Source organism: Kangiella koreensis DSM 16069, from assembly GCF_000024085.1.
Taxonomy (GTDB): domain Bacteria; phylum Pseudomonadota; class Gammaproteobacteria; order Enterobacterales; family Kangiellaceae; genus Kangiella; species Kangiella koreensis.
Genome location: NC_013166.1, coordinates 2,563,870 through 2,576,613 on the forward strand (window position 1 = coordinate 2,563,870; position 12,744 = coordinate 2,576,613).

The following is a 12,744-nucleotide window of genomic DNA, read 5'->3' on the forward strand; positions in this document are numbered from 1 at the left end:
TAAATGGAAAAAAGGGCCAAAAGGCCCTTTTCTTAATCAACAGAAGGTTCTGTTACTGGTGAGTCTTTTGGTGTTTCAGGTTGAGGTCCTGAACCACCGTTACCACCAGGGCCTTTTTTATCAGACCAATTAGCTGGTGGGCTCGGGTCATCACCATCCATAATTTCTTTAATTTGATTTGCATCAATGGTTTCGTACTTCATCAACGCATCTGCCATCGCATGCAGCTTATCCATATGCTCCTGCAAAATAGTTTTTGCACGATTATAGTTTCGATCAATGATGTCACGAATTTCGGCATCGATTGCGCGGGCAGTTTCGTCAGAAATATTTTTATGCTGAGTCACTGAACGGCCTAAGAACACCTCGCCTTCATCTTCCGCATAGGACAACGGGCCTAACTTGTCTGACAAGCCCCACTTAGTCACCATGTTGCGAGCAAGGCTTGTGGCGCGTTCAATATCATTCGAAGCACCGGTAGTCACCTTATCTGCACCATTGATGATTTCCTCGGCAATTCGACCACCAAATAATGAAGATAACTGGCTTTCCAGCGCTTCTTTAGATAGTGAGTACTTATCCTGTTCCGGCAAATACATGGTCACACCAAGTGCACGTCCGCGCGGAATAATGCTTACTTTGTAAACTGGGTCATGGCTAGGCACTTTCAAACCAACAATAGCATGCCCTGCTTCGTGATAAGCGGTATTCAGCTTTTCCTCTTCAGTCATGACCATTGAGCGACGCTCAGAACCCATCAAGATTTTATCTTTTGCTTTCTCAAACTGCTCCATCCCTACTACACGCTGGCCATCACGTGCAGCGAACAAAGCAGCCTCATTGACTAGGTTAGCTAAATCAGCACCCGAAAAGCCTGGTGTTCCACGTGCAATCACTCCTGGTTCAACATCATCACCAATCGGAACTTTGCGCATATGCACTTTAAGAATTTGTTCACGACCTTTAATGTCAGGTAAGCCAACCACAACTTGACGGTCAAAGCGGCCTGGACGCAATAATGCTGGATCGAGAACATCCGGACGGTTAGTGGCAGCAATGACAATCACACCTTCACCACCTTCGAAACCATCCATCTCAACCAACAACTGGTTCAAGGTCTGTTCACGCTCATCGTGCCCACCACCTAAACCAGCACCACGATGGCGACCGACTGCGTCAATCTCATCAATGAAGATAATACAAGGAGCATGCTTCTTAGCTTGCTCAAACATGTCACGGACACGAGAGGCACCAACACCCACAAACATTTCAACGAAGTCGGAACCCGAAATTGTAAAGAATGGTACTTTAGCTTCGCCTGCAATGGCACGCGCTAATAAAGTTTTACCGGTACCAGGAGGGCCAACCATCAAGACACCACGTGGAATCTTGCCGCCTAAGCGTTGGAATTTGCGCGGGTCTCGCAAAAAGTCGACTAATTCACCTACTTCTTCTTTGGCTTCTTCAACGCCCGCAACATCAGCGAATGTGGTTTTCACCTGGTCTTCGCTCAGCATGCGTGCCTTGCTCTTACCAAAAGACATTGCGCCGCCACCTTTACCGCCGCCCTGCATTTGACGCATGAAATAAATCCACACCGCGATTAACAACAGGATTGGACCAAAGCTCAACAGGAAAGTGCCTATACCGCCACCTTCACGCTTCTTACCGGTATAGCTGACATCATTAGCTAATAAGATTTCATTCAGTTTTTCATGGCCACCCATTGGAATATCAGCATTAATAGCTTGATTACTGCTGATATCTTTACCAGTAACAAGGCCGTTATTAGGATTGATTACAACCTCATCAACCTCTTTTGCCTCAATGCGTTTAACAAACTCAGAGAATGTCACTTGGCTATTGTCCTGTTGACGCTCCTGGATGGCATCAATCACTATGAACAAGATGACCGCAGCTACGGCCCAAAATAAAATATTTTTTACTAAATCGTTCAAAACCTGAACCTCAATCTTGGCAACGCTTTGCCTTTAATAATGACCACACATTATGCCATGCTTTGTCAGTAACGAAAGCCCTGAAGCTTAACAAAACGTAACAATCATAACCATCCAGTTAGCCTATCAATCGTTCAACTGACACCTAACTAACCCTTATATCCTATACCTACCACATAAACTTCGCGTGAACGTCCTCTGGAAGCATCGGGTTTACGGATTAAAACCTTATCAAAAACTTCGCGGCACTGTCGTATATAGTCATCAAAACCCTCACCCTGGAAGACCTTGACCACATAGTTGCCACCTTTCGCCAGCACAGTTTGAGCCAGCTCCAGCGCCAATTCACACAAATACATGCCGCGCGGTTGATCAACCGCATCCACCCCACTCATATTGGGGGCCATGTCCGATAAAACAAGGTCTGCCTTATGCTTACCAATCTTATCCAGCAACTGATTAAGCACCGCTTCTTCACGAAAATCACCCTGAATAAAGTCAACATCTGGCAAGGGATCCATTTCCAGAATATCCAAGGCAAAAATTTTACCCTGACTACCCATTTTATAGGCTACATATTGCGACCAACCACCCGGGGCAGCCCCCAAGTCAACCACAGTCACACCTTTGCCTAATAACTTGTACTTTTGATCAAGCTCTTCTAGCTTGTATACCGCCCGGGAACGATAACCGTCTTTTTGCGACTTTTTGACATAGGGATCGTCAAAATGCTCTCTCATCCAGCGGTGACTGCTTTTGCTTCGTGACATAAAGAAAATATGCTTGTTTTTTCCTCAAATAAGTCTCTATTGTACCTTTTTTCAGGTAAAATGACCGCTAATAATCACTATCAGAAAGATGTAATGACTCAATTAAGTAACAACCAGGTAAAATTCTTACGCGGCAAGGCTCACAGCCTGAAACCAATCGTTATGGTCGGCGCTAATGGCGTAACTGACAACGTCCTCGAAGAAATCAATATTGCGCTCAATCACCACGAGCTGATTAAGATTAAAGTCAGAGCCGAAGAGCGTGAAGATAAACAAGCCATGATTGACCATATTTGCCAACAAACCAAAGCAGCAAAAATTCAGGTCATTGGTCATAACCTGTCGATTTATCGTAAATCAGCCAATCCTAAAATCATTTTGCCTAAATAATCAAATTCAGCTACCTTATGAGTTGCTTCTAATTTTTAGGAATTACTATGGCTTACAGCATTCTACTGGTCGAAGATCACAAAGAGTTAGCCGCCACAACTGGCGAATATCTTGAAGCCTGTGGCTATATTGTTGATTATGCGATGGATGGCATTTCTGGCCTTAATCTGGCTAAGAACAATCAATACGATGCTTTAATCCTTGATGTGATGCTTCCTGGTATGGATGGTTTTACCATTTGCCAGCGTATTCGCCAGGAAGCCCAGTCTGATATTCCTATTTTAATGCTGACCGCGCGCGATCAATTAAGCGATAAGCTCGATGGCTTTGATGCCGGAGCCGATGACTATCTGATTAAACCTTTTGATTTTGAAGAGCTGGATGCTCGCCTTAATGCCATTATTCGACGTCATAAAGGCGAGCTAGACTCAAAGCCATTGGTTATCCATGACCTGGAGCTTGATCCGAAAACTCTGCAGGTTAAGCGCCAAGGGCAAAAGCTCAAATTATCTCCGACAGGTTTGCATATCCTGAAGCTATTGATGCGAAAATCACCGGAAGTGGTTACTCGAGAAGAGCTTGAGCGAGAGTTATGGGGCGACCTGGTACCAAACAGCGATGTTCTAAGAAGTCACTTATATAACTTACGCAAAGTGATCGACAAGCCGTTCGCAGAACATCTGCTACAGACCGTGCCTGGTCTGGGCATTAAAATCACTTCGCCAGAATAATAACTCTAACTATTCTTCTGCGGCATGTTCTTTTAGCGTTAGCTGAATTTGCGTGCCTTTCCCCAACTCACTATCAATTGATATGTGCCAATTCATTTGATCACAGATGCGCTTAACAATAGACATTCCAAGTCCAAATCCTTTGACTTGTTCCTGATCTCGATTGGCTCTATAAAAAGGCTCGAATATACGTTGTAAGCTTTTCTCATCCATACCAATACCGGTGTCCGAAACGCGGACAAAACTACGGCCAATGAATACTTGAATTGAACCCTTCTCCGTATAATTAAATGCATTAAGCATAATGTTGTTTAAACAAATCACCAACAAACGTTCGGAAACACGCATCTTAAGTTGAACATTGCTATTCAGGCTGGTCTTGATCTGTTTATCTGGATACAGACGCTGGATCGCACTCAGCTGATGCTTAACAATAGCGTTGATATTAAGCGGCTCTTCATCAATATCCGGTTCCTGGTTTCTGGATAGCAAAAATAACGCTTCCAGCAAGTCTTCCATTTCTTTAACCATTGGCTTCATGCGAGACACAATCTTTTGTTGGGAACCGTTGAGCTGTTGTTTTTCCAACAATGAGATAGAGCCTTTGAGAACCGCCAGAGGGGTTCTAAGTTCATGACTGGCGTAGCGGGTAAAGTTTTTCTCTCGAGTCACATATTCATTCACTCGCTCGGCGTACTGATCAAATGCCTGTAACAGAGTCATGACCTCTGCATCAGCATTTTTTTCAATATCAGAAAAGTCGAGCTTTAAATCGGAGCGTTCAGAAACTTCTACGCTATCCATTAAACGCGATAACTTCACTACTGGAGAAATAGCACGCCGGGAAAGCATGTAGGTAATCCATGCCGGTAGATAAATAATTAACAGAACGAAGGCAAGTGGTGCGATACCAAAGTAAAAAGACAGGCGTGCAACCTGTCCTTCTTCAAAAACCAAATACAAACGTTGGCCGTGCTTTTCTGAAATATGAACCAGCGGTTGCCTGTTGTCCACATCGACTCTTTGATAACCTGCCTCTAGCACTTCTAAATAATCGGGAACATCATCAGAATCACTGGTCGATGACATATAGCCAGTGAGGTTTAAAGTGTTGGGTAAATTAAAGGCGCTATTTTGTTCATAGTTTTGCCAAAAAAATTCAGCTTCGCCTTCCAGTGCCTGTTTAATCAGAACATTTTCAACTACTTTTGCCGCGCCATAGACACCCAATAAGGTCACAGCACTAATCAGCAATAACTGAATCGCCATCGCCTTGATGATTTTATAATGTATGCCGTGACGTTTTTGACTCATATTGGTGTCCGTTTACCCGGGGAGCTAAATTATAAATATATTCACCTGCTACTAGTTAGCGCTTAACCAATTGGTGATCTCTTAATAAGCCATTTACCTTTTAACAAATCACCTATCTTTTAACAATTCACCTATCTTTTAACAAACCTGTAGTGCGCAACCATCCACTCGTTTCCATCAGCATAACCAAATAGCTCGGCACAAGCCATAAAGAAAATACGCCAGCGCTGAAACCAGACTTTAGACAAGTCTTTACCATACACGGTTTCAAATAACGGCATAATTTGTTTGTGATTCTGGTCCATATTGGCCAACCAGGCATTAGACGTTTTTTCATAATGCTGTCCACTAACAAGCCAGCGTCTATCCAGTTGCAAATAGTGCTGGAAGTTCAGGAAAGTATCAGCAGCTGGCATTTGTCCGCCACTGAAAAAATAACGGCCCATCCAGTTATCGTCCCCTTCTTCTAGAAAAGGGTACATCAAATAGCGATGACAGAAAACATGCAGGAATACTTTGCCATCATCTTTAAGCCATTGACTGACTCGTTCAAAAAGCACCTCATAATTTCTGACGTGCTCAAACATCTCAATTGAAATAATTCGATCAAACTGACGGCCAGGATCAAACTGGTTGATATCCTGAGTAATGATAGTGATATTGCTTAAGCCACGCTCTTTTGCCTGTTGTTCAATATATTCACGTTGCGAGTTAGAATTTGAGACTCCTGTAATCGTACTGTTTGGATACTTGGCTGCAAGAAACATGGTTAGAGAACCCCAGCCACAACCTAACTCTAAAATATCCTGACCATCAACAAACTCACCACGCTCAGCATAAAGCTCCAGCATCGCCTGTTCAGCTGCATCCAGGTTATTGACACCATCGGGCCAATAGGCACTACTGTATTTAAGATTTTTTCCCAGTGCATAATGATAAAACTGTGCAGGAACTTCGTAATGCTGTTCATTTGCTTTATCAGTTTTGATGGCAACCTCAGAAGATTTCAGCTCCTGTAAAAAATCATGATAGCGTTCACCCTGTGCCTCACAATCATAAGCCGACTCTTCGGCCAATCGCTGCTCGCACAGCTTTCGTATGCCTAGTCGCACCAGGCGATCAGGTAGCAATCCTCTCTCAATTAGATTAATAGCTTGTGCAATCATTTAGCTCTCCGCAATTAGCCGCTACTGGGCTTTGTTAGCACTGGATTTTTAGGTCCTAAAAAGAATTTATTGGTCTGTTTCTGATATTCCCTGTAAGCATCACCTTTACTTCGAATATTTTGCTGTTCGTTAAATGGTATGCCAGTTAACTTCAAAAGAAACAGCAGCATTAACACCGGGTAGATATATAACAGCCATCCTTGTTCAGCGTGCCAGCCAATTAATGGGTAAGCAAACCAATGGGTCCATTCAAAGAAATAGTTAGGGTGGCGCGAATATCGCCATAAGCCGATATTACAGACCTTTCCGTGAGAATCTTTTCTACGTTTGAATTGTCGCAACTGATAGTCAGACAAAGTCACGCCGATAAAAGAAATAACCACTACCGTAATTCCTAATCCATCAAACACATCCAGACTATGATTAGCTGAACCAATAATATAGACGGGGTAACTGAAGGCAAATGCTAAAACGGCCTGGAACATAAAGAATATAAACAATTTTACCTGGGTATATTCAGACCAATGTGTTCGCAGTTGCTGATAACGACCATCTTCATGACCAACCTGATAGCGATCAATTAAATGCCACGCCAAGCGTGCATACCAGGCAACCGGAATCAGCAAAACAATATAACGATGGAAATTATTTCCTGTTGCCATCCAGACATAGACCAAGCCAGACACAACAATTAACAATGCCCAGGTAATATCCACAATATCGGTATTCTTAGTATGCATTTGCCACAACCAGGCAACTGTCTGCCCAATAATACACAAGGTAATGACAATCAGTATAGCCGCATCTAATTCCATGAAGCTTCTCTCTTGCCTATCAGGTTTTCTTTATAGCTTGACGACTCACCAAAAACGGTGATGAGCATAACCATCACAAGAGTCCATCCGGCAGCGAGAGCCGCTAATGACCAAACGGGTTGATTCAATGTCACCGCACCAAACTGCTGTGCAGCTAAATAAGACACTGGACCACCTATCGCCCCCATTAAAATAGCAATAACTTTATGGTCAAATATCCAGCTCAGGGAATGATTAATGGTTAAGCCAAAAGCCATCCACAACATAATAATCCACACCGGAGCCATAAATGAGTATGGCCACTGCATTTCATAACTGATCAAACCGAGTTGAAGCCACAGGCTGTCCAAGACAAGGCCTAGCGTGGCTAATGTGATCATGATGGTGACATCGTTGGATTTTCGGTTGATTGGTTGTAATTGCCAAATACTAAAGGCTAAAAAAATAGCAAAACCTAACCAGATATGCTGATAAACCACACCGATGACTAGTGCAAACCAGACCGTTTGCAGCAGCACAAAGTTTAAGACCTTGTTTAGCTTTGTAAGGCTAACCATTGCGGCCTCTTGTTAGCAGGTTTAGCAAATAATAAATGCACATCACTAATCGCTTTTTCCATAAAGCCACCCTCGCAGTAGCAGAAATAGAAATCCCACATTTGAATAAATGACTGATTAAAGCCTTGCGCCTTAACCTCTTCAAGATGACTAAAGAAACGCTTTCGCCATTCGTTCAAGGTTTTAGCATAACTGTCGCCAAAATCTTCCAGATTAATCAATCTCAAGTCGGATGCTTTTTTTGCGGTATCGACGATAACTGATACGCAAGGGATAAAGCTTCCCGGAAAAATATAGCGCTTAATAAAATCCACCGACTTTAGTGCTTGTTTATAACGAGAGTCTTCAATGGTGATTGCTTGAATCAGTGCCATACCTTTCGGCTTTAATAAATCACTACATTGCTTAAGGTAAGTATCCAGATATTGATGCCCTACCGCTTCAATCATTTCAATTGATACCAGCTTATCGAACTGGCCTTTTAAATTACGATAGTCTTCTTTAAGCAAAGTAATTTTACTTTCCAGTCCTTCTTCTTTGACTCTTTTCTTGGCGTGTTGGTACTGCTGCTCAGAAATAGTGGTAGTCGTGACATGACAGCCATAATTCTTAGCGGCATAGATCGCGAAACCACCCCAACCAGTGCCGATTTCCACTAACTGGTCATTAGCATTAAGGTCCAGTTTTTCACAGATTGTTTTTAGCTTTAGTTCTGAAGCTTTTTCTAAGGTGTTCGCCTTTTCGGTAAAAATTGCCGAGGAATACATCAGGTGTTTGTCCAGAAACAACTTAAAGAAGTCATTACCAAGATCATAGTGTGCTGAAATATTTTTGCGGCTACCGTCTAGACTGTTGCGGTTGAACAAATGCCACAGTTTTAGAATGCTGTTTTTTAGCCAAGCAAGGCCACCCTCCATTTCATCCAGGATGTGCTTATTAATAACCAATATGCGTACCAGCCCGGTCAGGTTATCAGTAGACCACTGTTCTTTCATATACGATTCTGCGGCACCAATGCTGCCATGCATGGCCACTTGTCGATAAAAATCCAGTTGCTTGATATTCAAGGTGACACATAGATCTGATTGTGGGCTGGCAGACCCACAGAAATACTGTCCAAGAGGGTCATTAATAATAATCTGGCCGCCCTTTATTCGATTAAGTGTTTTAAGCACCTGACTTCTTATCAGCCGCTCAAAGCCTGAAGCTTTTGTGTTTTCAGGCAGTGCCAACTCAACAGAATCGCTCTGCTTCTGCTTAGTGGTTATTGCCTGTTTTTCAGTATAATCATTCACGACCTGTGTTCCTCTACCTGTTATCCGATTTTGGCTTACCCTTGTGTGACTCTCTGTCTTGTTGAGGGTGGGGCACAAAAGGAATCTTTTTTAACCATAATTTCAATGCTTGCCAGTAAATGGCCGCAACCATCTTTAATGGCTGAAGCGGTCTTTTTAAAACAAGGCTACGCATACTGCTTTGGGTTAATGGTATGAAATCAGCTGTGAAGGTGGCGTCAAAGAACTTAGCATTGGTTTTTTTCTGATTAACGACCATATGGATTCTTAGCTCATCATCCTCAACTTTAAATAGCCATTGGTAATGCATATCCATGGCAATAAAGGGAGATATATGGAACGCCTTATCAAACTCAAACTTATACAAGTTGTCAGCCTGCTTGCCTTCTTCACAAACATGAATGTAGGCATGACGCTCTCCCCATGGGGTATTGGTGATCTCAGAAACGATATACTGTAATTCACCATCAGCGACACAAAAGTAGAAGCATACCGAATTGAAGTTAAAGCCCAGATACCTAAGGTGGGACAATAAAAATATCTGCCCTGTAAAAGTTTCCCCCGTCCTTTGACGAATAGTTTCAACAATAGCTTCTTTATTTGAAGTTTTGTTTTGAGTTTCAGATGATAAGGGATTTTGGTGGAAATCTTTATGACGAAATGAAATCAGGTTCCACGTCTCCAAGGACCATAGTTTACTTTGATTAAATGTTTCGGGCAGCTTGTCTAAGTCCAGCAGGCTCCAATACATGTCATAGGTAAACTCATGTGGCTTAGGTCGATAGCGACGATGTCGTATAGAACCGACAAAAAATCCTTGTTTAAGCATAACCTGCATCCTTCAGAAGTTGTTCTGCAGCCTCCAATCCGCTTCGTGCACCATCTTCATGGAAGCCCCATCCCCAATAAGCGCCGCTGAAATAACTCCGGTTGAGTCCTTGAATTAATCCCTTATTTTGCTGCGCATTAATGGTTGCCTGTGTATAAACAGGATGATAATAAACCAACTGCTTCCAGACTAACTCAGGGTTAACCCGCTCTCCCATATTTAAGCTGACAATAACGGGCGTATTGGTTTCTAGTGATTGCAATAAGTTCATGCAATAACTCACTGTACACTGTTTGCTAGTTTTTTCATCAATCATCACATTCCAGCTAGCCCAGGCACGACGTTTACTAGGCAGTAAATTAGTGTCAGAGTGCAGGGTAATATGATTTTCCTGATATTTAATCGATCCCAGAATGTCTGTTTCTTCGTTGCTCGGACCTTCAATCATGTTCAGCGCCTGATCACTATGGCAGGCAAAAATCACATAATCAAACTCTTGTTTACCCTCAGCAGTATGTAGCCATACTTTCTCATGATTTCTGATCACTTTATGAATAGGACAGTCCAGCTTTACCTGAAAGCCAGCGTTCTTTGCTACCGCATTAATATAGGTCTTAGAGCCGCCTTCTATGGTTTTCCAGACCGGACGATTAAAGGCTTGCATCATTTGATGATTATTCATAAATGACACCAGATACCGTGCAGGGAATTCTAAAATAAGCTCACTATCACCAGACCATAGTGCGCAAGCCATTGGCAAAATATGTTCATCAATAAATTGCTGGCTATAGTCATTTCGCTTGAGATAATCCCCTAGAGTCTCGTTACTATTGCCTTTAAGTAACTCACCCGCTTCGCGGTAAAAGCGAAATATATCGCGCATCATTCTATAAAATTTGGGGCTGATGATATTCCTTCTCTGACTAAACAATCCATTCAAGGTACCGGCGTTATACTCAAGCCCAGTTAACCTATTCGAAACAGCAAAGCTCATATCACTATCTTTATACGGCACTTGGTATTTTTGTAACAGCCCATAAAAAGTCGGATAGTTTTCCGGATTAAACACAATGAATCCAGTATCAACAGCAATCGTTTTTTGCCCACCTTTTCCGTCATCGACCTCAATCTGATGTGTGTCAGCATGGCCACCTAGTCTTGTTGCAGCCTCAAATAAAGTGACCTCCATATCTGATGCCAGTCTTTCGGCTGCTACCAGACCTGAAATTCCACCGCCAATTACCGCAACTCTCATGATTTTGCCTTCGCTTTAATTAATTGTTTGTCGGGATACTTCAGATCCCAGACCAAGCCAACTTTTTCCATACCTTTAAGCACATAGTAACTTAAATCAATTTCCCACCAATAAAATCCCTGCTTAACCGAGCCTGGGCTGAAATGATGGTTGTTATGCCACCCTTCACCTAGCGTAAATAATGCCAATAAAAAGTTATTACGGCTGTCATCATTGGTTTCAAAACGCTTAGTGCCCCAGCGATGTGCTAAAGAGTTTATGCAGTAAGTAACATGCGATAATAGAATGGTTGAAATGAAGAAGCCCCAGATTAGAATCTGCCAACGATCGGCTCCCAATGAAGGATGAAACTTTTCTAGATAGATACCCAGGCCAAAAATAAGGCTGGCAAAAATTATCGGTGGAAAGATATCAAATCGATCCAGCCACCTTAACTCTGGGTATCGAGCTAAATCTTTAACTCGTTGCTCTTGGGTAGGAAAATTCTTTTTGTTCAGAAACCACAGCATATGACTTTTTAAGAAACCGTGTCTTGGCGAGTGGGTGTCTTCAGCAGTATCTGCGTGAATATGGTGATGCCGATGATGCGCGGCCCACCACAATGGACCTCGTTGAGTAGCTGAGGCACCTAGAAATCCAAATAGAGCTTGTACCCAGCGGTACGTCTTAAAGCTTTTGTGGGAAAAGTAACGGTGATAAAAAGCGGTGATGGCGAACATGCGTATCATGTAGGCTGCGATACAGACTATTATAGCTGCCCAGGACACGCCTGTGACAAAGGCAAACAAGCATACTAGATGCAATCCGATATAGGGTATAACTCTTGGCCAATCGATGCCTTCCAGTTGTTCTGGCTGACCTGTTTGGGTATTGATTTGACTGTTATCAAACCATTGTTTCATTTTCATATTGAAGCTGCCTGGCAATTTGCCTTATCCTAGGTCTATCCTTGTGAAATCCATGTGAATCACCCTTATTTAATCACCCTCTTTTCTTCACAAAATCTTTACGAGCTGTACTATAAAGTAGCAACATGGTTTCACTTTATCAGTGCTATATGAAAGTTTCCCGTTATTTATTGTACTTTGCTATCGCCTTATTTTTTTCTGGCTGTAGCCATTCGAGGAGCGAGATGAATAATCAGCGCGTAGAAGATTTTTTACAGGTTGCCAGCAAGATGCCGCCAACCGAAACCGTTGAATCGCCGGACAAGGCTTTTTTAACCCTTTTTGGTGATTTTAAAGCAGGCACCAAAGAAGACATCATTCGTCAACTTTACGCCGAAACATTCTACTTTAATGATACCTTTAAGACTTTCGGCCATATCGATGAGCTATTAAAGTATATGCCTGAAACTGCAGATGCCACAGAACTTACTACTGTGGAGATCATTGACGTAGCCAAATCAGATACAGACTATTATCTGCGTTGGGTAATGCATATGAAATTCTCGGCCGCTGGCAAAAAAATCGATTCTAAATCGATTGGCATGACCCAGCTTCGTTTTAACGAAGAGGGTAAAATCATTCTTCATCAGGACTACTGGGATGGCGCTGAAGGTTTTTACTCACGGTTACCAATAGTCGGATTCTTTGTTAATTATGTCCAAAATCGCCTGTAAGCGCCTAATACTAACGCCACTCCTGATCACCCTGGGGTGGCTA

At 42.6% G+C, this 12,744-nt stretch carries 13 protein-coding genes; 3 read left to right on the plus strand and 10 right to left on the minus strand.

The genetic code is table 11. The features are described from left to right. Window positions 1-32: 32 nt before the first annotated feature. Together ftsH and rlmE are read right to left on the minus strand one after the other, a co-directional pair. Window positions 33-1,958, minus strand: coding sequence for an ATP-dependent zinc metalloprotease FtsH (ftsH, locus tag KKOR_RS11895; protein WP_015781381.1), 1,926 nt, complete (start codon window positions 1,956-1,958; stop codon window positions 33-35). A gap of 149 nt (window positions 1,959-2,107) precedes the next feature. Then, on the minus strand, window positions 2,108-2,728 hold the full coding sequence (rlmE, locus tag KKOR_RS11900) for a 23S rRNA (uridine(2552)-2'-O)-methyltransferase RlmE (RefSeq protein WP_015781382.1): 621 nt from the start codon (window positions 2,726-2,728) through the stop codon (window positions 2,108-2,110). Window positions 2,729-2,821: 93 nt separating this feature from the next. Between rlmE and yhbY the strand changes: the two genes are divergently transcribed. Further along, window positions 2,822-3,118, plus strand: coding sequence for a ribosome assembly RNA-binding protein YhbY (gene yhbY / locus KKOR_RS11905; protein WP_041296252.1), 297 nt, complete (start codon window positions 2,822-2,824; stop codon window positions 3,116-3,118). A gap of 47 nt (window positions 3,119-3,165) precedes the next feature. Beyond that, window positions 3,166-3,849, plus strand: coding sequence for a response regulator transcription factor (locus KKOR_RS11910; protein ID WP_015781384.1), 684 nt, complete (start codon window positions 3,166-3,168; stop codon window positions 3,847-3,849). Window positions 3,850-3,858: 9 nt separating this feature from the next. Here KKOR_RS11910 and KKOR_RS11915 read toward each other — a convergent pair whose 3' ends face one another. The 8 genes from KKOR_RS11915 to KKOR_RS11950 all read right to left on the minus strand — a co-directional run bounded on the left by KKOR_RS11915 (window position 3,859) and on the right by KKOR_RS11950 (window position 11,988). Beyond that, entirely contained in the window at window positions 3,859-5,163 is a 1,305-nt protein-coding gene (locus KKOR_RS11915; RefSeq protein ID WP_015781385.1) for a sensor histidine kinase, read from the minus strand. A gap of 131 nt (window positions 5,164-5,294) precedes the next feature. Beyond that, window positions 5,295-6,329 carry an SAM-dependent methyltransferase gene (locus KKOR_RS11920; RefSeq protein ID WP_015781386.1) on the minus strand — a complete coding sequence of 345 codons (1,035 nt, stop codon included), beginning with the start codon at window positions 6,327-6,329 and terminating at the stop codon, window positions 5,295-5,297. Between the two features lie 14 nt (window positions 6,330-6,343). Further along, window positions 6,344-7,144, minus strand: coding sequence for a DUF1295 domain-containing protein (locus tag KKOR_RS11925; RefSeq protein WP_015781387.1), 801 nt, complete (start codon window positions 7,142-7,144; stop codon window positions 6,344-6,346). Beyond that, window positions 7,135-7,701 (minus strand): DUF2878 domain-containing protein, encoded by a 567-nt coding sequence (locus tag KKOR_RS11930; RefSeq protein ID WP_015781388.1) that lies wholly within the window; start codon window positions 7,699-7,701, stop codon window positions 7,135-7,137. The genes KKOR_RS11925 and KKOR_RS11930 overlap by 10 nt, the downstream gene beginning before the upstream one ends. Then, on the minus strand, window positions 7,680-8,996 hold the full coding sequence (locus tag KKOR_RS11935; RefSeq protein WP_015781389.1) for an SAM-dependent methyltransferase: 1,317 nt from the start codon (window positions 8,994-8,996) through the stop codon (window positions 7,680-7,682). Before KKOR_RS11935 ends, KKOR_RS11930 begins: the two co-directional genes overlap by 22 nt. 13 nt (window positions 8,997-9,009) lie before the next feature. Further along, window positions 9,010-9,825 carry a DUF1365 domain-containing protein gene (locus tag KKOR_RS11940; RefSeq protein WP_015781390.1) on the minus strand — a complete coding sequence of 272 codons (816 nt, stop codon included), beginning with the start codon at window positions 9,823-9,825 and terminating at the stop codon, window positions 9,010-9,012. Next, window positions 9,818-11,080: an NAD(P)/FAD-dependent oxidoreductase gene (locus KKOR_RS11945; protein WP_015781391.1), complete on the minus strand. Its 1,263-nt coding sequence runs from the start codon at window positions 11,078-11,080 to the stop codon at window positions 9,818-9,820. The genes KKOR_RS11940 and KKOR_RS11945 overlap by 8 nt, the downstream gene beginning before the upstream one ends. After that, window positions 11,077-11,988 carry an acyl-CoA desaturase gene (locus KKOR_RS11950; RefSeq protein ID WP_015781392.1) on the minus strand — a complete coding sequence of 304 codons (912 nt, stop codon included), beginning with the start codon at window positions 11,986-11,988 and terminating at the stop codon, window positions 11,077-11,079. The genes KKOR_RS11945 and KKOR_RS11950 overlap by 4 nt, the downstream gene beginning before the upstream one ends. Window positions 11,989-12,212: 224 nt before the next feature. Between KKOR_RS11950 and KKOR_RS11955 the strand changes: the two genes are divergently transcribed. After that, window positions 12,213-12,701, plus strand: a complete 489-nt coding sequence (locus KKOR_RS11955; protein ID WP_015781393.1) for a nuclear transport factor 2 family protein — start codon at window positions 12,213-12,215, stop codon at window positions 12,699-12,701. Window positions 12,702-12,744: the final 43 nt, after the last annotated feature.